Annotated in this window: 17 protein-coding genes and 1 tRNA gene; 5 read left to right on the plus strand and 13 right to left on the minus strand. The window is 62.9% G+C overall.

Translation table 11 applies throughout. The annotated features are described in order from the left end of the window. Nucleotides 1-478 precede the first annotated feature (478 nt). Both ACODS9_RS17885 and prfH read left to right on the plus strand, forming a co-directional pair. Nucleotides 479-1,615 carry an RNA ligase RtcB family protein gene (locus tag ACODS9_RS17885; protein ID WP_401107800.1) on the plus strand — a complete coding sequence of 379 codons (1,137 nt, stop codon included), beginning with the start codon at nt 479-481 and terminating at the stop codon, nt 1,613-1,615. Then, a complete protein-coding gene (gene prfH / locus ACODS9_RS17890) occupies nt 1,615-2,235 on the plus strand; it encodes a peptide chain release factor H (RefSeq protein WP_489094408.1) in 621 nt (206 codons plus the stop codon). The genes ACODS9_RS17885 and prfH overlap by 1 nt, the downstream gene beginning before the upstream one ends. A 100-nt stretch (nt 2,236-2,335) precedes the next feature. Here prfH and ACODS9_RS17895 read toward each other — a convergent pair. The 5 genes from ACODS9_RS17895 to rpsU all read right to left on the minus strand — a co-directional run bounded on the left by ACODS9_RS17895 (nt 2,336) and on the right by rpsU (nt 10,694). After that, nucleotides 2,336-2,412: transfer RNA gene (locus ACODS9_RS17895), tRNA-Ile, on the minus strand. 17 nt (nt 2,413-2,429) lie between these two features. Next, nucleotides 2,430-6,173: an EAL domain-containing protein gene (locus tag ACODS9_RS17900; RefSeq protein ID WP_489094409.1), complete on the minus strand. Its 3,744-nt coding sequence runs from the start codon at nt 6,171-6,173 to the stop codon at nt 2,430-2,432. A 120-nt stretch (nt 6,174-6,293) separates the two neighbouring features. After that, the gene (rpoD, locus tag ACODS9_RS17905; RefSeq protein WP_046857390.1) at nt 6,294-8,144 is read right to left on the minus strand and encodes an RNA polymerase sigma factor RpoD; all 1,851 of its coding nucleotides are present in this window, start codon (nt 8,142-8,144) and stop codon (nt 6,294-6,296) included. Between the two features lie 67 nt (nt 8,145-8,211). After that, complete coding sequence (gene dnaG, locus ACODS9_RS17910; protein WP_046857389.1) at nt 8,212-10,200, minus strand: DNA primase; 1,989 nt, start codon at nt 10,198-10,200, stop codon at nt 8,212-8,214. 278 nt (nt 10,201-10,478) lie between these two features. Beyond that, entirely contained in the window at nt 10,479-10,694 is a 216-nt protein-coding gene (gene rpsU / locus ACODS9_RS17915; protein WP_003255575.1) for a 30S ribosomal protein S21, read from the minus strand. Between the two features lie 205 nt (nt 10,695-10,899). Between rpsU and tsaD the strand changes: the two genes are divergently transcribed. After that, on the plus strand, nt 10,900-11,925 hold the full coding sequence (tsaD, locus tag ACODS9_RS17920) for a tRNA (adenosine(37)-N6)-threonylcarbamoyltransferase complex transferase subunit TsaD (protein ID WP_046857388.1): 1,026 nt from the start codon (nt 10,900-10,902) through the stop codon (nt 11,923-11,925). Between the two features lie 25 nt (nt 11,926-11,950). On the opposite strand, the gene plsY is transcribed toward tsaD, so the two are convergent. Then, nucleotides 11,951-12,520 carry a glycerol-3-phosphate 1-O-acyltransferase PlsY gene (plsY, locus tag ACODS9_RS17925; RefSeq protein ID WP_046857387.1) on the minus strand — a complete coding sequence of 190 codons (570 nt, stop codon included), beginning with the start codon at nt 12,518-12,520 and terminating at the stop codon, nt 11,951-11,953. 74 nt (nt 12,521-12,594) lie between these two features. Here plsY and folB point away from each other — a divergent pair, with 74 nt between their 5' ends. Together folB and folK are read left to right on the plus strand one after the other, a co-directional pair. After that, nucleotides 12,595-12,951 (plus strand): dihydroneopterin aldolase, encoded by a 357-nt coding sequence (folB, locus tag ACODS9_RS17930; protein WP_046857386.1) that lies wholly within the window; start codon nt 12,595-12,597, stop codon nt 12,949-12,951. Next, nucleotides 12,942-13,451: a 2-amino-4-hydroxy-6-hydroxymethyldihydropteridine diphosphokinase gene (gene folK, locus ACODS9_RS17935; protein ID WP_046857385.1), complete on the plus strand. Its 510-nt coding sequence runs from the start codon at nt 12,942-12,944 to the stop codon at nt 13,449-13,451. The genes folB and folK overlap by 10 nt, the downstream gene beginning before the upstream one ends. Before the next feature lie 47 nt (nt 13,452-13,498). Here the strand turns inward: folK and ACODS9_RS17940 are convergent, their stop codons facing one another. The 7 genes from ACODS9_RS17940 to apaG all read right to left on the minus strand — a co-directional run bounded on the left by ACODS9_RS17940 (nt 13,499) and on the right by apaG (nt 21,401). Continuing rightward, nucleotides 13,499-14,593: a multifunctional CCA addition/repair protein gene (locus tag ACODS9_RS17940; RefSeq protein WP_489094410.1), complete on the minus strand. Its 1,095-nt coding sequence runs from the start codon at nt 14,591-14,593 to the stop codon at nt 13,499-13,501. A 60-nt stretch (nt 14,594-14,653) separates the two neighbouring features. Next, entirely contained in the window at nt 14,654-16,222 is a 1,569-nt protein-coding gene (locus ACODS9_RS17945; RefSeq protein WP_277502554.1) for a SpoVR family protein, read from the minus strand. Then, a complete protein-coding gene (locus ACODS9_RS17950) occupies nt 16,219-17,490 on the minus strand; it encodes a YeaH/YhbH family protein (protein WP_046857382.1) in 1,272 nt (423 codons plus the stop codon). Before ACODS9_RS17950 ends, ACODS9_RS17945 begins: the two co-directional genes overlap by 4 nt. Nucleotides 17,491-17,615: 125 nt before the next feature. Then, nucleotides 17,616-19,538, minus strand: coding sequence for a PrkA family serine protein kinase (locus ACODS9_RS17955; protein WP_023629260.1), 1,923 nt, complete (start codon nt 19,536-19,538; stop codon nt 17,616-17,618). A 282-nt stretch (nt 19,539-19,820) separates the two neighbouring features. Next, nucleotides 19,821-20,150 carry a thiosulfate sulfurtransferase GlpE gene (gene glpE / locus ACODS9_RS17960; RefSeq protein WP_046857381.1) on the minus strand — a complete coding sequence of 110 codons (330 nt, stop codon included), beginning with the start codon at nt 20,148-20,150 and terminating at the stop codon, nt 19,821-19,823. Nucleotides 20,151-20,163: 13 nt separating this feature from the next. After that, nucleotides 20,164-21,021: a symmetrical bis(5'-nucleosyl)-tetraphosphatase gene (locus tag ACODS9_RS17965; protein ID WP_489094411.1), complete on the minus strand. Its 858-nt coding sequence runs from the start codon at nt 21,019-21,021 to the stop codon at nt 20,164-20,166. Continuing rightward, nucleotides 21,021-21,401 carry a Co2+/Mg2+ efflux protein ApaG gene (apaG, locus tag ACODS9_RS17970; RefSeq protein WP_401107818.1) on the minus strand — a complete coding sequence of 127 codons (381 nt, stop codon included), beginning with the start codon at nt 21,399-21,401 and terminating at the stop codon, nt 21,021-21,023. The genes ACODS9_RS17965 and apaG overlap by 1 nt, the downstream gene beginning before the upstream one ends. Between the last annotated feature and the right edge of the window lie 17 nt (nt 21,402-21,418).

A 21,418-nucleotide genomic window follows, 5' to 3' on the forward strand; every position in this document is an offset into this window, starting at 1 on the left:
GCGCGGCTTTGAAGGTGGTGGGCCCACACGGACTTGAACCGTGGAGCAAAGGATTATGAGTTGCCTGGAGACGCTGCAAACCCAGTGAAACCGTGCGTAGGTTAGCGTAGGCATAGTTAGCTGGAAGTAGCGTGGTTACTGGTGTTTAGCGTAATTTGGCGAAAATGAGTGGAAGCTGGGCACTGTGCCGCCAGTGTATTGCTTTTTGTACCGCGGAGCGGTCAGGTTTTTCGGCCATGACGTTGTTCTCCTGGTAAAAATGTGATCAAGGTTGTTGCAAGGTGGGAATTACACACCTAAGATGCCCGCCTTCTCTCACCCGACAGCAAAGGAGGTACATCATGCAACAGTTGATCACCCTTTGCAGGTCGCGCCTGGCTTGATCGCATTCGCCGCTACTCGTTAGCGGTACCGCAACGCCCGGCCTCTGGCCTGCCAATCCGAACATTTTTTTGTTTCAACCCATCAGGATTGGACTATGGGCACTTGCATTCGCAATTTGTCCGACGGCGCCGTATTGGTCGCCGCGGACGACACCTGGATCGAAGGAAAAGCGATCCAACAACTCGAAACCACCGCTCGCCTAGGGGGCATGCATCGGGTGGCCGGCATGCCGGACCTGCATCCGGGGCGTGGCTATCCGGTCGGCGCGGCATTCTTTTCCGTGGGGCGTTTGTACCCGGCGCTGGTCGGCAATGACATCGGCTGTGGCATGGCGCTGTGGCGCACGGACATCCCGACCGCCAAGCTGCATCTGGACAAGCTGGAGAAACGCCTTGGCAACCTCGACCTGCCGCTCGACGAGACGTGGCAGGAGGCCGTCGCCAGCCTCGGTTTGCCTGCCACGGGGCACGAGCGTTCTCTAGGCACCATTGGTGGTGGTAACCACTTCGCCGAGCTGCAGCAACTCGATGAAAACTACGACGATGCGGCCCTGGCAGCCTTGGGCATCGAGCGCAAACACCTGCTGTTGCTGGTGCACAGCGGCTCGCGTGGATTGGGCGAGGCGATCTTGCGTGAGCAGGTCGACCTGTTCGGTCATCACGGACTGGAGGCGGGCAGCGAGGCCAGCACTCATTACCTGGGCCGGCACGACGGCGCGCTGCGTTTTGCCGAAGCCAACCGTCAGTTGATTGCCCGGCGCATGCTCGACCGCTTGCGTGCCGATGGCGATGTACTGCTCGACATCAACCACAACCTGGTGTCGCCAGCGCAGGTCGACGGGCTCGATGGTTGGCTGCATCGCAAAGGCGCCACACCGTCGGATCAGGGGGCGGTGGTGATCCCTGGTTCGCGCGGCGACTACAGCTACTTGGTACAGCCGATCGCCGACCAGCGCAGCCTGTTGTCCCTGGCCCATGGCGCCGGACGCAAATGGATGCGCAGCGAGTGCAAGGACCGCCTCGCCTCGCGCTACAGCGTCGAGCAACTGAGTCGTACGGCACTAGGCAGCCGCGTGATCTGCGCCGACCGGGCGCTGATCTACGAGGAAGCGCCGGAGGCCTACAAGGCTATCGACTCGGTGGTGGGTGCCTTGCGTGAAGCGGGGTTGGTTCGCGTGCTGGCACGACTGAAACCGGTGCTCACCTACAAGACGCGCGGAGGGTGCTGCTGATGATCCTACTGCAACTCTCGGCGGCTCAGGGGCCGGAAGAATGTGCCCTGGCAGTGGCCAAGGCATTGCTCAGGCTGCAGGCCGAAGCGGATGCCCAGGCCGTGGCGGTACGGATACTCGAAGAAGAGCCGGGGCCGCGGCGCGGTACCTTGCGCTCGGTGTTGCTGGCACTGGATGGCGAGCAGGCCGAGCGCCTGGCGGATCACTGGACGGGCTCGCTGCAATGGACGTGCAGCAGTCCGTACCGGCCGGGGCATGCGCGCAAGAACTGGTTCTTTGGGGGCGCACGGTTTGCGCCACCGGCACCGGAATTGGCGAGCGAGATCCACTTCGAGACCTTGCGTTCGTCCGGGCCGGGTGGTCAGCATGTCAACACCACCGACTCGGCAGTGCGCGCCACGCACCTGGCCAGCGGCGTCAGCGTCAAGGTACAGAGCGAGCGTAGCCAGCACGCCAACAAGCGCTTGGCGCTGCTGTTCATCGGTCAACGCCTGGCGCAACAGGCAGAGCAGGTCGACAGCGAACTGCGCGCGGAGCGGCGGTTGTTCCATCACCGCATCGAGCGTGGCAATCCACGTCGGGTGTTTCGTGGCGAGCGCTTCGAGCCGGCTGACGAGTAGATTGTGTGCGAATAGTCGTCGAGCAAAAGTCAGGCCGGGCGGCGTAGGCGATGCCGGCCCCACAAAAACGCAAAAGCCGCGCAATGCGCGGCTTCGAAGATGGTGGGCCCACACGGACTCGAACCGTGGACCAAAGGATTATGAGTCCTCTGCTCTAACCAACTGAGCTATAGGCCCTCAGCAAGTGCGCTGGATTATAACGAGGGTTTAGATAGCGTGCCATCCGAAAGATCCGTTTGTGCTATGCGAAGAAAGGTCGCCGCGAATTCGTTCGGTGGCAGGGGCAGGCTGACGATGTAGCCCTGGATCTGCTCGCAGCCTTCGGCGGCGAGGAAGCGCTGCTGCGCCTGGTTCTCCACGCCTTCGGCAATGATCGTCAATTGCATGCTGCGGCCCAGGGCAATGATCGCGCGGGCTATGGCGGCGTCGTGGGGGTCGTCGGGCAGGCCCCGAATGAATGACTGGTCGATCTTGAGGATGTCCAGCGGCAGGCGCTTGAGGTAGCTGAGCGAGGAGTAGCCGGTGCCGAAGTCGTCGATGGCCAGCTGCACGCCCAGTTGCTTGAGTTGGTGCAGTACGCTCAGCGCCTCTTCGGCCTGGCTCATGATGAAGTTTTCGGTGATTTCCAGTTGCAGGTCGCCCGCCTTGAGCTGGTAGTTGCGCAGCAGTTGCTCGATGCGCCGCGCCAGGTTGGGCTGGCGCAGCTGGGCGCCGGCGAGGTTTATCGAGAGCGGGCCGAAGGCGTGGTAGGCCGTTTTCCAGGCGTGCATTTGCCGGCACGCTTGCTCCAGTACCCAGTCGCCAAGTTGGAGAATGGTGCCGTTCTCCTCGGCCAGGTGAATGAACTGCTCAGGTGGCACGTCGCCGAAGGTTGGGTGGGTCCAGCGAATCAGTGCCTCGGCGCCCACCAGGCTCTGGGTCTTGAGGCTGAACTTGGGCTGGTAGCACAGACTCAGCTCATTGCGCTCGATGGCGCGGCGCAGTTCGTGCTCCAGGGCTATGCGCTCGCTGGCCTGGGTGGTCAGTTCGCGGGTGTAGGCCTCGACCCGGTTGCGGCCCTTGGCCTTGGAGCGGTACATGGCGGCGTCGGCGTTGCGGATCAGGTTGGCGACATCGGTACCGTCTTGTGGGTACAGGCTGATGCCGATGCTGGCACTGGTGAAGAACTCGTGCTCGCCGGCCTGGAACGGTGCGTGGAAGCCGGCCAGCAGCTTGTTGGCGATGGCACTGGCGTCGCTGGGCTTGTGCAGGCCGGGCAAAAGGATGATGAACTCATCGCCGCCCAGGCGGGCCACGGTGTCGACATCGCGCACCTGCTCCTTGAGGCGTTGGGCGATGCCCTTGAGCAACAGGTCGCCCACCGGGTGGCCGAGGCTGTCGTTGATGTGCTTGAAGCGGTCGAGGTCGAGGAACAGCACCGCGCCTTGTCGGTTGGATACCTGGGCGCAACTGAGCGCGGCCTGCAGGCGGCTTTCGAACAGGGCGCGATTGGGCAGGCCGGTCAGCGGGTCGTGGTGGGCCTGGTAGTCGAGCTTGGCCTGGGCGTGCTTGAGGCTGGAGATATCGGCGAACACGGCGACGAAGTGGGTGATCTCGCGTTCGTGGTTGCGCACGGCGCTGATGGTCAGCCAGCCGGGGTAGAGTTCGCCGTTCTTACGCTTGTTGTAGATCTCGCCCTGCCAGTGGCCTTCGGCGGTCAACTGGTGCCACATGGCGACGTAGAAGGCGCTGTCATGCTGGCCGGAGGCGAGCAGGCGCGGGGTCTGGCCGAGGGCTTCGATCTCGCTGTAGCCGGTGATTTCGCTGAACGCGCGGTTGACCGCGCTGATGCGTTGGTCGGTGTCGGTGATCAGCACGCCCTCGGCGGTGTTCTCGAACACCGTGGCGGCCAGTTGCAGCTTCTCCTGCATCAGGTGGCGTTCGGTGATATCGCGGGCGATGGTCAGCATGCAGTCGACGCCGCCGATGGGCAATGGCCGGGCGGACAGTTCGCAGAGGCGGATCTGCCCGTCGCTGCGGCGGATGTGGCAGCTGAAATCGCGCACGAAACCGTCACGCTGCAGTTGATCGACCAGACGTTGGCGCTCGTTGAGGTCGACCCAGATACCCAGGTCCAGCGAGGTCTGGTCGACCGTTGGGCTGATGTCGTAGCCGGTGAGGCGGCAGAAGCCTTCGTTGACCTCCAGCAGCAGGCCGTCGCTCTGGCGTGACAGCAACAGGCCATCGGGTGAGGCGTGGAAGGCCTTGGCGAACTTCTCCTCGGAGGTCTGCAATTGCTGCTGGGTTTCCTTCAACTGGCTGATATCACGGATCGCCACCACCAGCGCCGGCATGCCGTCGAGGTCGAAGGTCTCGGCCGAGGTCAGCCCGGTGAACAACTCGCCGTTGTTGCGGCGGAAGGTCATTTCCAGGTTGCGGATGCCGCCGCGATGCAGGCGCTCGAGCAGGGCCGGGCCGGTACCGGCCACGCCCCACAGGCCGAGCTCGGTGGCGGTGCGGCCGATCACTTGCGCCGGGCTCAGGCCGATCAGTTCCTCGAAGGCTTCGTTGACCTCCAGCAGGCAGCCGTCGCTGTGCCGGGCGATGATCAGGATGTCCGGGCACTGCTGGAACACCGAGGCGAACTTCTGCTCCGACAGGCGCAGGGCATCTTCGGTGTGCTTGGTTTCGCTGATGTCGATCATCAACCCGCGCATCAGCGACTTGTGGCCGTGTTCGATCATGCTGACGATGTTGCGCACCCATAGCGTATGGCCGTCGGCGCGGATCACCCGGTAGTCGAGGCTGTGGTCGCGCCCGGCGGCTGTTTCGCTGTCGCAGTAGGCCTGCGCCCACAGGGCATCTTCGGGGTGCAGGATGCTGCGCCAGAAGCCCGGCTTGAGCCACTCTCCCGTCGGGTAGCCGAGCAGGTCCTCGGCGTGCGGCGACACATAGCTGTAGCTGAAGTCGTTGGCATCGGCTTCCCAGGCCACCGCTGACAGGCTCTCGATCAGGCCGCGGTAGTGGTATTCGCTGCTGCGCAGTTCCTGTTCCAGAGCGATGCGCCGGGAAATCTCCGAGCTCAGTCGGCGGTTGATGCGAATCACCACTGCCAGGATGGCCATCAGCACCAGCACGGCCGGGAGGCCGTAGAGCAGCACGTCGTGCCAGAAAGTCCGTTGGTCTACGACGTTGCCCACCCAGCGTTGCTGAATGTGGCTGACTTCGCTGCTGCTCATGTCGGCCATGACCTTGTCGAGGATACCGACGAGCATCTTCTGTTCCCGCGGCACGGCCATGGCCAGCTGGTAGCGGTACGGCGTTTCTCCGCTTACATACAAACCGTCGAGCTTGAGCTGGCGCAGGCTCCAGATACTCGAAGCGAGGTCGCCGACTACCGCGTCCACCTCGTCGGTAGCCAGGGCCTGCAAGGCGGAGCTGACATTGGGCATGGCCACCAGGTTGAGGTCCGGGTGGTGGGTGCGCAGCAGCTCATGGGGGGCGTAGTTCTCCACCACGGCGATCTTCAGGCCGTAGAGGTCCTTGAGGTTGCGCGGTTGCGCGCCGCCGGAGTGGGCGAGGATGACGATCGGGAAGTCCAGGTAAGGGCGGGTAAAGGCCAGGTAGCCCTGCCGTTCCGGGGTGGACATGATGCCGGGCAGCAGGTCGAGCCGGTTGCTGCGTGCCTGCGCGAGGACTTCGGTCCAGCTGCTGGGCTCGATCGGCTTGAGGGTGATCCCCAGGCGTTCCTGGATCAAGGCGATGTAATCGGCGGCCAATCCCTGGTAGCGACCTTCTTGGTCGCGGAATTCGAACGGCGGCCATGAAGCATCGACGCCCAGGCGCAGCTGCGGGTGGGCGCTGAGCCAGGCTTGTTCCTCGTCGGTCAGGGTCAGGGCGCCGGCCGTTGTGTTCCAGGCGAGCAGGATCAGCAACAGGAAGGCCGGCATCAGGGGCATAGCGGCCTCTCGATCAGGGGGTCTGATTCGAGTGTAGACGGGCTTCCCGCCCGCTGGGTAGACAGGGGCCACGACCTTCTGTCACATAAGAAAAACCCCGGCCTGGGCCGGGGTTCGTCTTTACTCGTCGAGGAAGGAGCGCAAATGCTCGCTTCGCGTCGGGTGACGCAGCTTGCGCAGCGCCTTGGCTTCGATCTGACGGATCCGCTCGCGGGTCACGTCGAACTGCTTGCCGACTTCTTCGAGGGTGTGGTCGGTGTTCATGTCGATGCCGAAACGCATGCGCAGAACCTTGGCTTCGCGTGCGGTCAGGCCCGAGAGCACGTCACGGGTCGCTTCCTTGAGGCTTTCGACCGTGGCCACGTCGATCGGGGACTGCATGGTGGAGTCCTCGATGAAGTCGCCCAGGTGCGAATCTTCGTCGTCACCGATCGGGGTTTCCATGGAGATCGGCTCTTTGGCGATCTTCAGGACCTTGCGGATCTTGTCCTCAGGCATTTCCATGCGTTCGCCCAGCTCTTCCGGGGTCGGTTCGCGACCCATTTCCTGCAGCATCTGGCGGGAAATACGGTTGAGCTTGTTGATCGTCTCGATCATGTGCACCGGGATACGGATGGTGCGCGCCTGGTCGGCGATCGAGCGGGTGATCGCCTGGCGGATCCACCAGGTGGCGTAGGTCGAGAACTTGTAGCCGCGACGGTATTCGAACTTGTCCACCGCCTTCATCAGGCCGATGTTGCCTTCCTGGATCAGGTCGAGGAATTGCAGGCCGCGGTTGGTGTACTTCTTGGCGATCGAGATCACCAGACGCAGGTTCGCCTCGACCATTTCCTTCTTGGCGCGGCGAGCCTTGGCTTCACCGATGGACATGCGGCGGTTGACGTCCTTGATCTCGGCGACGGTCAGGCCGGTCTCGGTCTCGAGGTCGATCAGTTTTTGCTGGCAAGCGACGATGGCGGCGTTTTTCTCACCCAGGGCTGCGGCCCATTTGGTGTTGCGCTTGGCCAGGTCACCGGACCAGGTCTGGTCGGTCTCGTTGCTCGGGAACAGGCGCAGGAAGTCGGCACGCGGCATGCGCGCGTCACGCACGCACAGTTGCATGATGGCGCGTTCTTGCTGGCGCAGGCGATCCAGGGCACCGCGTACGCGCTCGACCAGAACGTCGAACTGCTTCGGCACCAGCTTGATCGGCATGAACAGGTCGGCCAGCGCCTGCATGGCGCTGATGCTGTCTTTATGGCCTCGACCGTGCTTCTTCAGCACTTTGAGGGTATCGACCAGCTGATCCTTGACTGCACCGAAACGCTGGGCGGCAACAACCGGATCCGGACCGCTTTCGGCCTCTTCCTCGTCGTCGCCATCGGCGTTCTCTTCGTCTTCGTCGTCGCTTTCTTCCTTCGCGGCAGCGGCCTTGGCACCCGGGATCGGTACTTCTTCGGTCGGTGCGGCGATGTTGTCGTCAGGGTCGATGTAACCGCTGAGAACGTCGGACAGACGGCCACCTTCGGAGGTGACACGGTCGTATTCGCCGAGGATGTAGTCGACAGTACCCGGGAAGTGAGCGATGGCGCCCATGACTTCACGGATGCCTTCCTCGATACGCTTGGCGATTTCGATCTCGCCTTCGCGGGTCAGCAGCTCGACGGTACCCATTTCGCGCATGTACATGCGCACCGGGTCGGTCGTGCGGCCGATATCGGTCTCGACAGCCGCCAATGCGGCGGCGGCCTCTTCGGCTGCGGCCTCGTCAGTGTCGGCTTCCGCCAACAACAGGGCATCCGCATCCGGAGCACTCTCGAATACGTTGATCCCCATGTCGTTGATCATGCGGATGATGTCTTCCACCTGCTCCGGATCTGAAATATCCTCTGGCAGGTGGTCGTTGACCTCCGCGTAAGTCAGGTAGCCCTGCTCACGACCGCGGGTGATCAACTCTTTGATACGAGATTGCTGTTGCGCTTTTCCGGACATAACACCCTATCCACTGAAGGTCTTGGCGGGCAAAAAACAAGCCGAGGATTATACCCGAGCATGGACCTCACGCGCCAGATGAGGTCGGGTTTTGTGCGGGAACATTACGGCTCAGCAGGGTAAGCAGCTGAGATTTTTCCTCTGTACTCAGTTCACTTAGACGCGCTTTCCTGAGCAGATGTTCCAGGCTGCGCTCGCGCTGGCGAGCGGACAAGCTAGTTATAGTGTCGAAAAACTGTTGTTCAAGGTTGTCGGCATCGATCAACCATTCCTTTTCCGCCAGGGCGCGCAGCAGGCGACCCTGTTCGGTCCCGTGCCAGCGTGCGATCAGCTGCATTGAGCTTAGCTTAGGATTCTTCTGCGCGGCCTCGATGAGGGCCACGAGCAGCTGGCTGTACAGTTGCTCTTCGTCGGCGAAGTGGCTGGCATCCTCGACCTTGCCGGCCAGCAGCGGGTGATGCAGCAAGGTGCGCAGGGCCGAGAGCGTCGGTGGTTCCACTGGCGCGGGTACCCGTGGCGGCGCTTCGCCGCGCTGGCCATCGCGCTGCCACGGCTTGCCACCTTTCTTGTCCCAGGGTTTGCCGTCCCACTGCTTCTTGCCGCCACCTTTGTTCGGAGTCCAGGGGCGTTGCTCCTGTTGTGGCGCGGCATAGTCGGGCTGGTAGTGCATGTCGCCATGGTCAGGCGCGTAGCTTGCCATGGCGTCGTAGTCGTAGCCGGGGTCGTAATCCGGTGCGCTGGGTGCTGGCGCGCTCTGGGCCAGTTGCTCCATCTGCTGCGGGTCGAGGCCGGTAATGTCTTTCAGGCGGTTGCGCATCAGTTGGCGCAGGTTGGCGCCCGGGACCTTTTCGATCAGCGGTGCGGCCAGCGTCACCATGTGCGCCTTGCCTTCCAGAGAGCGCGGGTCGGCCTCGTTGCTCAACTGCTCGAAGAAATAGTCGGCCAGTGGCTGGGCGTGCTGGTTGATGCGGGCCTGGAAGGCATCGGTGCCTTCGGCGCGCACCAGGCTGTCCGGGTCTTCGCCTTCGGGCAGGAACAGGAAGCGTGCGCGGCGGCCGTCCTGCAGGCTCGACAGGGTCGCCTCCAGGGCGCGCCAGGCGGCCTTGCGGCCAGCTTGGTCGCCGTCGAAACAGAACAGCACACTGGGCACTACGCGGAACAGGCGCTTGAGGTGCTCCTCGCTGGTGGACGTGCCGAGGGTGGCCACCGCATTGCGCAAGCCCTGCTGGGCCAGGGCAATGACGTCCATGTAGCCTTCGACGACGATGATCTCGTCGAGGTTGCGGTTGTGCTTGCGTGCCTCGTACAGGCCGTACAGCTCCTGGCCCTTGTGGAACACCGGGGTTTCCGGGGAGTTCAGGTATTTGGGCTTGTCGTCGCCCAGCACCCGGCCGCCAAAGGCGATGACCCGGCCGCGGCTGTCGCGGATCGGGAACATTACCCGGTCGCGGAAGCGGTCATAGCGCTTGCCGCTTTCGGCGTTCTCGATCAGCAGGCCGGCGTCGATCATCACTTTCTGTTGCAGCGAGTCGGCACCCAGGTGCTTGAGCAGGTTGTCCCAGCCCGGCGGCGCGAAGCCCAGGCCGAAGTCGCGGGCGATCTCGCCGGACAGGCCGCGCCCCTTGAGGTACTCCACTGCCGCCTTGCGGGTGGCGTGGCTGCGCAGGGCCTGGCGATAGAACTCGCTGGCCGCCTCCAGCAAGGGGTACAGCGGCGAGTCTGTCGGTTGGCGTGGCTTCTGCCCGCGGCGGCCTTCCTCGCGGGGGACTTCCATGCCGGCCGCGCGGGCCAGCTCCTCGACTGCCTGGGGGAAGTCCAGGTTGTCGTGGTCCATGACAAAGCCAAGGGCGTTACCCCCAGCGCCGCAACCGAAGCAATAGTAGAACTGCTTGTCGGGGCTGACGGTGAAGGAGGGGCTCTTTTCCTTGTGGAACGGGCAGCAGGCGGAGAGATTCTTGCCGGTCTTTTTCAGCTGGATGCGCGAACTCACCACATCGACGATGTCGGTGCGGTTGAGAAGATCATCGATAAAGCTCTGGGGAATCAGCCCGGCCATGGCAGCCTCGTCATCTGGCAACTGGCAAGTCTAAACGCTTGTGCGCGGGTTTGGCGTGGGGTGTCGCAGGAAGAGGTGTGTGCTCGTCGGTAGCCGGTGAGGGCTCGTCAGAAAAGACGTGCACGCCTGGCCAAAGACCAGTTCTGACGCGTTGAGGCAGGTTGCCCATGGCTTTTGCCGGGGCGCCCCAGGCGCATGGCCAAGGGTTTCAAGCAACCGCTACCATAAGCCCGGCGCGAGGCCGGGCATGGCAGAAGCTTTGCGTAGAACGGCTGTACTTAGTACAGACGAACGGCGCGGCGCTGTTCGCGCTGAACTTTCTTCGCGTGACGCTTAACAGCGGCAGCGGCTTTGCGCTTACGCTCGGCGGTCGGCTTCTCGTAAAACTCGCGGCTACGAACTTCAGCCAGTACACCGGCTTTTTCGCAGGAGCGCTTGAAACGACGCAGAGCTACGTCGAAGGGTTCGTTCTCTTTAACTTTGACGGCTGGCATCCAGGGCTACCTTAATTCATTACCGGGGTAGACGTGCTCCTGGCAAAACATAAGGTGTGCTGGAGAACGTCGGTTTTCAGGGGTTGCGGATGTTAACCCTTAGCTGGCCGGAATGCAAAGCCTCTGATCGAAAACCGCTGGTCGGCACCGGGCACGGGGACTATCATGCGCGCCTTCGAATTCAGCCTCCACAAGGCACGGACCCATGCTAGTACTGGGATTGGAAACATCCTGCGACGAAACTGGCGTCGCATTATACGACAGTGAACGCGGCCTGCTGGCCGACGCGCTGTTCAGCCAGATCGACCTGCACCGCGTCTATGGCGGCGTGGTGCCCGAGCTCGCCTCGCGCGATCACGTCAAACGCATGCTGCCCCTGATTCGCCAGGTGCTGCAGGAGGCCGACTGCGTCGCCACCGAGATCGACGCCATCGCCTATACCGCAGGCCCGGGCCTGGTCGGCGCGCTGCTGGTGGGCGCCTCTTGCGCCCAGGCACTGGCGTTCGCCTGGGATATTCCGGCGATCGGTGTGCACCATATGGAGGGCCATCTGCTGGCGCCGATGCTCGAAGAGCAACCGCCGCAGTTTCCGTTCGTCGCTTTGTTGGTTTCAGGTGGCCATACCCAGCTGGTGCGGGTCGATGGCATCGGCCAGTACGAACTGCTGGGCGAGAGCCTGGACGACGCGGCCGGCGAAGCCTTCGACAAGACCGCCAAGCTGATCGGCCTCAATTATCCGGGGGGACCCGAGATCGCCCGCCTGGCCGAACAAGGCACGCCCGGGCGCTTCGTGTTCCCGCGGCCGATGTGCGACCGCCCCGGCCTGCAGTTCAGCTTCAGCGGCCTCAAGACCTTTGCCCTGAATACCTGGCAGCAATGCCGCGATGCCGGGGACGACAACGAGCAAACCCGTTGCGACGTGTCGCTGGCGTTCCAGCAGGCGGTGGTGGAGACTCTGACCATCAAGTGCAAGCGCGCCCTCAAGCAGACCGGCCTCAAGCGCCTGGTCATCGCCGGCGGCGTGAGCGCCAACAAGGCCTTGCGCGTTTCGTTGGAAGAGATGCTGGCCAGCATCAAGGGCAACGTCTACTACGCCCGCCCACGCTTCTGCACCGACAACGGTGCGATGATCGCCTATGCCGGTTGCCAGCGTCTGTTGGCCGGGCAGCAGCAGGACCTGGCGATCAGCGTGCAGGCGCGCTGGCCGATGGAGCAGTTGCCGGCAGTATGAAGTGAGCCGGGCTTGTGCGAACGCATCAGAAGTGGCGTTCGCGCCCGGCGAACAGGTCACGCAGGTTGCGGCGGTGGCGCCAGACGATCAGCACCGTCAGCACGGTCATCGGCAGCAGCGCCTCAGGCTCGCGCCAGGCCAGCAAGGGCAGCGTCAGCGGTGTGGCGATCAACGCCGCGAGCGAGCTGGTGCGGGTCAGGTAGAAGGTCAGCAACCAGGCGCCGATGGCCAGCAGGGCGGCTGGAAAGTACAGCGCCATGAGCATGCCGGCGGCGGTGGCCACGCCCTTGCCGCCCTTGAAGCGGAAGTACACCGGGAACAGGTGGCCGAGCACCGCACAGATGCCTACCCAGGCCTGCTCTTGCTGGTCGAGGCCGGCCAGGCGTGCCAACAGCACGGGCAACATGCCCTTGCACAGGTCGCCGAGCAGCGTCAGGATCGCCAGTTTGCGGCCCGCCAGGCGTAGCATGTTGGTGGCGCCGGCATTGCCGGAACCGCTGGAGCGCGGGTCGGGGCTGCCACTGAGGCGGCTCAGGACAATGGCGAAGGACAGAGAGCCGAGCAGGTAGGCAAGCAGCGCCAGTGACCAAAACATGCTAACTATTCCGGGCGAGGACGCCCTGATTCTAACGGCGCCCGTCGCCCTTGTCGTGCTGTGGAGAGAAGTGCTTGGACAGAGTGTTCATCGAAGGCCTGGAAGTCGATACCGTGATCGGCGCCTATGACTGGGAGCGGGATATTCGCCAGTGCCTGCGCCTGGACCTGAGCTTCGCCTGGGACAACCGCCCGGCGGCGGCCGGTGACGATCTGTCGCTGGCACTGGACTATGCCAGTGTCTCGGCACGTATCCAGGCGTTCGCCGAACAGGCCCGTTTCGAGCTGGTCGAGACCTTCGCCGAGCGCTTGGTCGCGGTGTTGATGGCGGAATTCAACATTCCCTGGGTGCGCCTGAAACTCACCAAGCCGGGCGCGGTACCGGCGGCCCGTGGTGGTGTAGGCGTGGAGATCGAGCGCGGATGTCTCTGAGCACGGTATACCTTGGGCTGGGCAGCAACATCGAGCGTGAGCGGCACTTGTGTGCCGGGCTCGATGCCCTCGCCGGCATCCTCAAAGACATGCAGTGTTCCGCGGTGTTCGAGAGCCAGGCCGTGGGGATCAAGAGTGGCCCTTTCTACAACCTGGTGGTGCGCGGGCGCACCGAACTGCCGCTGCTGGAACTCGACCGCCGGCTCAAGTTCATCGAGGCCGACAATGGCCGCTACGCGCCGGACCGCAAGGGGCTGCCGCTGGATATCGACGTGTTGATGTTCGATGACCTGTGCGGGACATTCGATGGGCTGGTGTTGCCGCGCGCGGAGATCCTGAAGAACGCTTTCGTGCTCTGGCCGCTGTCGTTGCTCGCCCCGGAGCTGGTGCACCCGGGCGAGGGCAAGTCCATGGGGCAGTTGTGGCGGGAAGCGCGCATCGAGCAGGTACTGGCGCCGGTACCGTTCGAATGGCGCGGGTTGCAGTTGACCCCTGCTTAGCCTGCGCCGGCCTCTTCGCGGGTCTACCTGCGAAGGGGCCGGGCAGGTCAAGCAGCCTTGTAGGCTTCGAGCGCTTTCAGTCGTTCACCTTTCAGCGCTTCACCCAGGCCCTGGCCGGCAAGCCCGGCCTCCAGCAACGGTTTCACATCCACGGCGCGCGCCGCTTCAGCGGCCCCGCGCAAGTACTCGCCTTGTGGATAACCTGAACCCAGCGCCGCCATCTCGCAGGCGGCGATGAAGTCCTCGAAGCGCTGTGGCCGTCGGTACACGTCGAACTTCTGCAGCATCTCCAGCAGGCTTGCAGGTTCCAGTTGCGGAGCCTGGTCCGCCCGATCGGCAAACTCCCCCACCAGCATCGCCAGCTCCTGGCATTCACGTGGCGCCTTGAAGCGTTGGTTAAGCGCCTTCAGCGCGGCAGGTTGCAGTCCGCGCAGCAGGCACGCCCAGCGCACCGCCAGCGGCTGCTGGTGCCTTGCCGCCTGGTACAGCGCGGCCAGTGTACTGGCGCCCTCAAGCTCGGGCATCAGCTCGTTCAGCCCGCCGCAGCTGCGCAGCACCTCAATGAATACCTGCGGCTCACTTTCCATCAACGCACGCTCGATCTCCTTCCAGCTGCGCTCGGCGGTCAACGCCTGTAGTTCGCCTGATTCGGCGATTTGGCGCATCAGCTGCAACGTCTCATTGGCCACACGAAAGCCCAGCGGCGCGTAGCGAGCGGCAAAGCGGGCAACGCGCAGTACCCGCAGGGGATCTTCGGCGAATGCCGGGGAAACATGGCGCAGGAGTCGCTGCTCGAGATCAGTCTTGCCATGGTAAGGGTCGTGCAGGTTGCCGTGCTCGTCCTCGGCCATGGCATTGATGGTCAGGTCGCGACGAACCAGATCCTCCTCCAGGGTGACTTCGGGGCTCGCGTGGAAGGTGAAACCGCCATACCCGCGCCCGCTCTTGCGTTCGGTACGGGCCAGGGCATATTCCTCGCCCGTCCTGGGGTGAAGGAATACCGGAAAATCGGCACCAACCGGGCGAAAGCCCTCGGCCTGCATCTGTTCGACCGTGGCGCCGACCACCAGCCAGTCGATGTCGCTGACCGGACGGCCGAGCAAACGGTCGCGCACGGCGCCGCCAACCTTGTAGATCTGCATGTGGAACCTCCATTACTGGCGACAGGATACCTTGTCGGCAGCAATGGAGGTGGGCTGCCGCTAGAGGTGGTGCACCACGGCCAGGTCCATGCGCCCGTAGTCGCCGGCCTCGCTGTGCTCGCCGCGTGGCGGCATGTGGTGGGTCTTCATCACCTGGTCGCCCTGAACGGTCTCCAGGTGGATATCGAAGCCCCACAGGCGGTGCAGGTGCTTGAGCACCTCTTCGGTGGAATCACCCAGGGGTTTGCGGTTGTGCTGCTGGTGGCGCAGGGTGAGCGAGCGGTCGCCGCGGCGATCGATGCTCCAGATCTGCACGTTGGGTTCACGGTTGCCCAGGTTGTACTGGGCGGCCAGTTGCTCGCGGATGGTGCGGTAGCCGGCTTCGTCATGGATCGCCGGGACCAGCAGGTCGTCACGTTGGTCATCGTCGAGGATGCTGAACAGCTTGAGGTCGCGCATCACCTTGGGCGACAGGTACTGCAGGATGAAGCTTTCGTCCTTGAAGCTGCTCATGGCGAACTTGATGGTCGAAAGCCAGTCACTGCCGGCGATGTCCGGGAACCAGCGGCGATCTTCCTCGGTGGGGGCCTCGCACATGCGACGGATGTCGGTGTACATCGCAAAGCCCAGGGCATACGGGTTGATGCCGCTGTAGTAGGGGCTGTCGAAGCCTGGCTGGAACACCACGCTGGTATGTGACTGGAGGAACTCCATCATGAAGCCCTCGGTGATCAGGCCCTCGTCGTAGAGATCGTTCATCAGCGTGTAGTGCCAGAAGGTCGCCCAACCTTCGTTCATCACCTGGGTCTGGCGTTGTGGGTAGAAGTACTGGGCGATCTTGCGCACGATGCGCACCACCTCGCGCTGCCAGGGTTCGAGCAGCGGGGCATGCTTCTCGATGAAGTAGAGAATGTTCTCCTGGGGCTCGGCCGGGAAGCGCGCATCGTCCCTGTCGCCACCCTTTTCGGCGCCCTTGGGAATGGTCCGCCAGAGGTCGTTGATCTGCCGTTGCAGGTGCTCTTCACGCTCCTTCTGCCGGCGCCGTTCCTCTTCGGCGGAGATGGGGTAGGGGCGTTTGTAGCGATCCACGCCATAGTTCATCAGCGCATGACAGGAGTCGATCAGGTCCTCGACGGCGTCGATGCCATGACGCTCCTCGCACTGGGCAATGTACTGCTTGGCGAACACCAGGTAGTCGATGATCGAACTGGCGTCGGTCCAGGTGCGGAACAGGTAGTTGCCCTTGAAGAAACTGTTGTGGCCATAGCAGGCGTGGGCGATCACCAGTGCCTGCATGCACATGGTGTTTTCTTCCATCAGGTAGGCGATGCACGGATCGGAATTGATCACGATCTCGTACGCCAGGCCCATCTGACCCCGACTGTAGGACTTCTCGGTACTGAGGAACTGTTTGCCGTAGGACCAGTGGTGATAGCCCAGCGGCATGCCGACCGAGGCGTAGGCGTCCATCATCTGTTCGGCGGTGATGACTTCGATCTGGTTGGGGTAGGTATCCAGGGCGTAGCGGGCGGCCAGGCGACTGATCTCGCGGTCGTACGTCTGGATCAGCTCGAACGTCCATTCGGAGCCGGTGGAAATGGGTTGGCGTCTCTGCTCTCTGGCGGTCATGTGGCTAACCTGCGCTGGAAGAGTTCACGGAAGACCGGGTAGATATCGCCGGCCGATACCAACTGCTGCTGGGCGAAGGTGTCGGGAAATGCTTCGCCGATGCGCTCGTACTCGTACCACAGCGCCTGGTGTTCGCGTGGGGTGATCTCGACGTAAGTGTAGTACTGCACATGCGGCATGATCTGGTTGGCGAGGATGTCGCGGCAGATCGGCGAATCGTCGTTCCAGTTGTCACCGTCCGAGGCCTGGGCGGCATAGATGTTCCAGTCGCTGGCCGGGTAGCGCTCGGCCATGACTTCCTGCATCAGCTTGAGCGCGCTGGAGACGATGGTGCCGCCGGTCTCGCGGGAGTAGAAGAACTCTTCCTCGTCCACTTCGCGGGCGCTGGTGTGGTGGCGGATGAACACCACCTCGATGCGGTCGTAGTTACGCTTGAGGAACAGGTACAGCAGGATGAAGAAACGCTTGGCGATGTCCTTGGTAGCCTGTGTCATGGAGCCGGAGACATCCATCAGGCAGAACATCACCGCCTTGGAGCTGGGGTTGGGCTGCTTGATCAGCAGGTTGTACTTGAGGTCGAAGGTGTCGAGGAAGGGCAGGCGATTGATGCGCGCCTTGAGGCGCTCGATCTCGGCCTCGGTATCCTGGATGTCGGTGAAGTTGTCGGGCTCTTCGACCTTGAGTCGGTCCAGCTCCTTTTGCGCCTCGCGCAGCAGCGCACGGCTGCTGCCGGTCAGGGCGATGCGACGGGCGTGGGCCGAGCGCAGGGTGCGCACGATGTTGATGCGCGAAGGGTTGCCCTCGTTGGCAATGCCGGCGCGCACGGTCTTGAAGGTGTCGGCACCGGTAAGGTGGCGTTTGACCAGGTTGGGCAGCTCCAGGTCCTCGAACATGAATTCGAGGAATTCTTCCTGGGTGATCTGGAACACGAAATCGTCCATGCCCTCGCCGGAGTTGCCGGCCTTCCCGCGCCCGCCGCCACCGCCGCCACCCTGTGGCCGGGCGATGTGTTCGCCGGCGGTGAACTCCTTGTTACCTGGATGAACGATGGTCTGCTTGCCGCCGCGACCGTGGTGCAGCACCGGTTCGTCGATGTCACGCCCCGGGATACTGATCTGCTCGCCGTGCTCCATGTCCATGATGGAACGGCGGCTCACGGCCTCTTCGACGGCTTTCTTGATGTGCTCGCGGTAACGCCGCAAGAAGCGCTGGCGGTTGACCGTGCTCTTGTTCTTGCCGTTCAGGCGTCGGTCGATAACGTAGCTCATGGGCCCTCCGGTAGCTGGGTACAGCTGCAAGCTTCAAGCTACGAGCTGCAAGTAAAAGCAGTCGCTGCCGCCACGGGCCGGCGGTGTGCCGGGGCACACCGCCAAGCGCCCGGGACGTGCCGCTTTTACTGCGATTTCCTGACCCGCAGGTACCATTCCGACAGCAGGCGTACCTGTTTGTCGGTGTAGCCACGTTCCACCATCCGGGTGACGAAATCGTTGTGCTTCTGCTGGTCTTCCTTGCTGGCCTTGGCGTTGAAGCTGATGACCGGCAGCAGGTCTTCGGTGTTGGAGAACATTTTCTTCTCGATCACCACCCGCAGCTTCTCGTAGCTGAGCCAGCTGGGGTTCTTGCCATTGTTGTTGGCACGGGCGCGCAGCACGAAGTTGACGATCTCGTTGCGGAAGTCCTTCGGATTGCTGATGCCGGCCGGCTTCTCGATCTTCTCCAGCTCCTCGTTGAGGGCGATGCGGTTGAGGATCTCGCCAGTCTCCGGGTCGCGGTACTCCTGATCCTGGATCCAGAAGTCGGCATACAGCACGTAGCGGTCGAAGATGTTCTGGCCGTACTCGCTGTAGGACTCCAGGTAAGCGGTCTGGATTTCCTTGCCGATGAACTCGATGTAGCGCGGCGCCAGGTACTCCTTGAGGTAGCGCAGGTAGCGCTCGCGTACTTCGGCGGGGAACTGCTCCTGCTCGATCTGCTGTTCCAGCACGTACAGCAGGTGCACCGGGTTGGCGGCAATTTCATGCGGATCGAAGTTGAATACCTTGGAGAGGATCTTGAAGGCGAAGCGGGTCGACAGGCCGTTCATGCCTTCGTCGACGCCCGCGGAGTCGCGGTACTCCTGGATCGACTTGGCCTTGGGGTCGGTGTCCTTGAGGTTCTCGCCGTCGTAGACGCGCATCTTCGAGTAGATGTTGGAGTTCTCCGGCTCCTTGAGGCGTGAAAGCACGGTGAACTGGGCGAGCATCTTCAGTGTGTCGGGAGCGCAATGAGCCTTGGCCAGCGAGCTGTTGATCAGCAACTTGTCGTAGATCTTGATCTCGTCGCTGACGCGCAGGCAGTACGGCACCTTGACGATGTAGATACGGTCGATGAACGCTTCGTTGTTCTTGTTGTTGCGGAAGGTGTGCCATTCCGATTCGTTGGAGTGGGCCAACAGGATACCGGTGTAGGGGATCGCCCCCAGGCCTTCGGTACTGTTGTAGTTGCCTTCCTGGGTAGCGGTGAGCAGCGGGTGCAGCACCTTGATCGGCGCCTTGAACATCTCGACGAATTCCATCAGGCCCTGGTTGGCCCGGCACAGCGCGCCCGAGTAGCTGTAGGCATCGGCGTCGTTCTGCGGAAACTCCTCGAGCTTGCGGATATCCACCTTGCCGACCAGGGCCGAGATATCCTGGTTGTTCTCGTCACCTGGTTCGGTCTTGGCGATGGCGATCTGGTTGAGTATCGACGGATAGAGCTTCACCACCCGGAACTTGCTGATGTCGCCGCCGAACTCCTGCAGGCGCTTGGTGGCCCAGGGCGACATGATGGTATTGAGATAGCGGCGCGAAATGCCGAATTCTTCCTCGAGGATCGCACCGTCCTCGGTGGCGTTGAACAGCCCGAGTGGCGACTCGAAGACCGGCGAGCCCTTGATGGCGTAGAACGGCACCTTTTCCATCAGCTGCTTGAGTTTTTCGGCCAGCGACGACTTGCCGCCGCCCACCGGACCCAGCAGGTAAAGGATCTGTTTCTTCTCTTCCAGGCCTTGGGCTGCGTGGCGGAAGTAGGAGACGATCTGGTCGATGCACTCTTCCATGCCATGGAAGTCGGCAAAGGCCGGATAGCGGCGGATCACCTTGTTGGAGAAGATCCGCGACAGCCGGGAGTTGCTTGAGGTGTCGATCAGCTCTGGTTCACCGATGGCCAGCAACAGCCGCTCGGCCGCCGAGGCATAGGCGCTGCGATCCTCTTTGCACAGCTCGAGGTACTCCTGCAGCGAAAGTTCTTCCTGGCGGGTGGACTCGAAACGTTGTTGGAAGTGGCTAAAAATGCTCATGACGTCACCTCGCTCGATACGTGGAGACGACGCCGGATCAGTCAGCCGATGCTGGCATGCAACCGGTTTTGCCGGTTGCTGTATACCCCCCAGAACACCCTGTAACGCTACCGATGACCCGCACGCCGGTGTACCGGCTCTCCCCTTTTTTGGATGGCCTGGGCTTAAGGATAGTTGGTTATACGAGAGGTCAAGGGCGGGGAGCGGAGAAGACGCCTACGACCGTTCGTCAGGTCGGGCGCTAGCCCGCGCCAAGCGCGGGCTGCAGGAAAAATGAAAAAATTATTCGGCGCTGCCCTGGGCGGTTTCCGCCGGGTAGGTGTTACGCCACAGTTCGAAGCCACCATCGATGCTGTAGACGTTGGAGAAGCCCTGGCCGACCAGGTAGGCGGCGGCACTCTGGCTGGAATTGCCGTGGTAGCAGACTACCAGTGTAGGCGCGTCCAGGTCGGCGCTGCGGATGAAGTCGGCTACCGAGTGATTATCCAGATGAGTGGCGCCGGCGATATGGCCGGCGGCAAACGCCTGTGGGTCGCGGATATCGACAACGATCGCACCTTCGGCACGCAGGGCGAGGGCTTGTTCTGGGGAGATACGCTTGAATTCGCTCATGGGTGCGGTTCCTTCATGGCTGATCGTTGAGAGATGCCGGCGGGCGAGGGGTGCCTTCGCGGGTGCAGTCGCAGCGGTGGAATTCGCCGCTGTCGACATTGTACAGGGTCATCGCGCCCCCCCAGACACAGCCGGTATCCAGGGCAATCACACCGGGGGCGTCGACCCGGCCTTCGAGGGCTGCCCAGTGACCGAAGATGATTTTCACATGGCGCGAGCGGCGGTCCGGGTGAGCGAACCATGGTTTATAGCCTTTGGGCGCGCTGTCCGCGCCTTCCTTGCTCTTGAGGTCGAGCTTGCCGGTGGCGGTGCAGAAGCGCATGCGGGTGAAGTAGTTGGTGATCACTCGCAGGCGTTCGACGCCGGCCAGGTCCTTGCTCCACTTGTTCGGCTCGTTGCCGTACATACCGTCCAGATACAGTTTCAGGCGATTGTCGTCGCGCAGCACTTCCTCGACCTCCGCCGCCAGCTCCAGCGCTTTACCCAGGGTCCATTGCGGCGGGATACCGGCATGGGCCATGGCGATGCCGCGGGTTTCGTCGTAGTGCAGCAGTTTCTGCTGGCGGAGCCACTCGAACAGCTGGTCGGCGTCCGGGGCTTCGATGACTTCGCGCAGGGTGTCGCTCTTCTTCAGGCGCTCGACGTTGTGCCAGGCGGCCAGCAGGTGCAGGTCATGGTTGCCCAGCACGCAGACCAGCGCATGGCGGATCGAGTAGAGATAACGCAAGGTCTCGAGGGACTCGGGGCCGCGGTTGACCAGGTCGCCCACCAGCCACAGGCGATCGACGGCCGGGTCGAAGCGCACGCGTTCGAGCAGGCACTTGAGTGGTTGCAGACAGCCTTGCAGGTCCCCGACGGCGTAGGTGGCCATCAGTGCAGCGCCCCGGGCACGGCCAGGCGGAACGGGGCGATCTGGGCATCGAAGCGTTTGCCGTCTTCGGCGAACATCTGATAGCTGCCCTGCATGGTGCCGACGCGGGTGCTGATCACCGCACCGCTGCTGTAGGTGTGGCTCTGGCCAGGCTCGATCAGCGGCTGTTGGCCGACCACACCGGCGCCGCGCACTTCCTCGACTTCGCCGTCACCGTTGGTGATCAGCCAGTGACGGGACATCAGCTTGGCCTTGACCGTGCCGTTGTTCTGCACGGTGATGGTGTAGGCGAAGGCGAAACGGCTGCTTTCAGGGTCGGATTGTTCTTTGAGGTAGCGGGTCACGACGCTGACGTCGATCTGGTAGCGGGGGTCGGACATGCAAGGGCCTTGGGCGA

The organism is Pseudomonas sp. FG36, assembly GCF_057809275.1.

Coding starts and splice junctions, on each gene's coding strand:
- ACODS9_RS17955 (WP_023629260.1), bottom strand. CDS start 19,538: ATGAGCATTTTTAGCCACTTCCAACAACGTTTCGAGTCCACCCGCCAG.
- prfH (WP_489094408.1), top strand. CDS start 1,615: ATGATCCTACTGCAACTCTCGGCGGCTCAGGGGCCGGAAGAATGTGCC.
- ACODS9_RS17900 (WP_489094409.1), bottom strand. CDS start 6,173: ATGCCCCTGATGCCGGCCTTCCTGTTGCTGATCCTGCTCGCCTGGAAC.
- dnaG (WP_046857389.1), bottom strand. CDS start 10,200: ATGGCCGGGCTGATTCCCCAGAGCTTTATCGATGATCTTCTCAACCGC.
- folK (WP_046857385.1), top strand. CDS start 12,942: ATGTCTCTGAGCACGGTATACCTTGGGCTGGGCAGCAACATCGAGCGT.
- apaG (WP_401107818.1), bottom strand. CDS start 21,401: ATGTCCGACCCCCGCTACCAGATCGACGTCAGCGTCGTGACCCGCTAC.
- ACODS9_RS17885 (WP_401107800.1), top strand. CDS start 479: ATGGGCACTTGCATTCGCAATTTGTCCGACGGCGCCGTATTGGTCGCC.
- rpoD (WP_046857390.1), bottom strand. CDS start 8,144: ATGTCCGGAAAAGCGCAACAGCAATCTCGTATCAAAGAGTTGATCACC.
- rpsU (WP_003255575.1), bottom strand. CDS start 10,694: ATGCCAGCCGTCAAAGTTAAAGAGAACGAACCCTTCGACGTAGCTCTG.
- plsY (WP_046857387.1), bottom strand. CDS start 12,520: ATGTTTTGGTCACTGGCGCTGCTTGCCTACCTGCTCGGCTCTCTGTCC.
- ACODS9_RS17940 (WP_489094410.1), bottom strand. CDS start 14,593: ATGCAGATCTACAAGGTTGGCGGCGCCGTGCGCGACCGTTTGCTCGGC.
- glpE (WP_046857381.1), bottom strand. CDS start 20,150: ATGAGCGAATTCAAGCGTATCTCCCCAGAACAAGCCCTCGCCCTGCGT.
- ACODS9_RS17945 (WP_277502554.1), bottom strand. CDS start 16,222: ATGACCGCCAGAGAGCAGAGACGCCAACCCATTTCCACCGGCTCCGAA.
- ACODS9_RS17965 (WP_489094411.1), bottom strand. CDS start 21,021: ATGGCCACCTACGCCGTCGGGGACCTGCAAGGCTGTCTGCAACCACTC.
- tsaD (WP_046857388.1), top strand. CDS start 10,900: ATGCTAGTACTGGGATTGGAAACATCCTGCGACGAAACTGGCGTCGCA.
- ACODS9_RS17950 (WP_046857382.1), bottom strand. CDS start 17,490: ATGAGCTACGTTATCGACCGACGCCTGAACGGCAAGAACAAGAGCACG.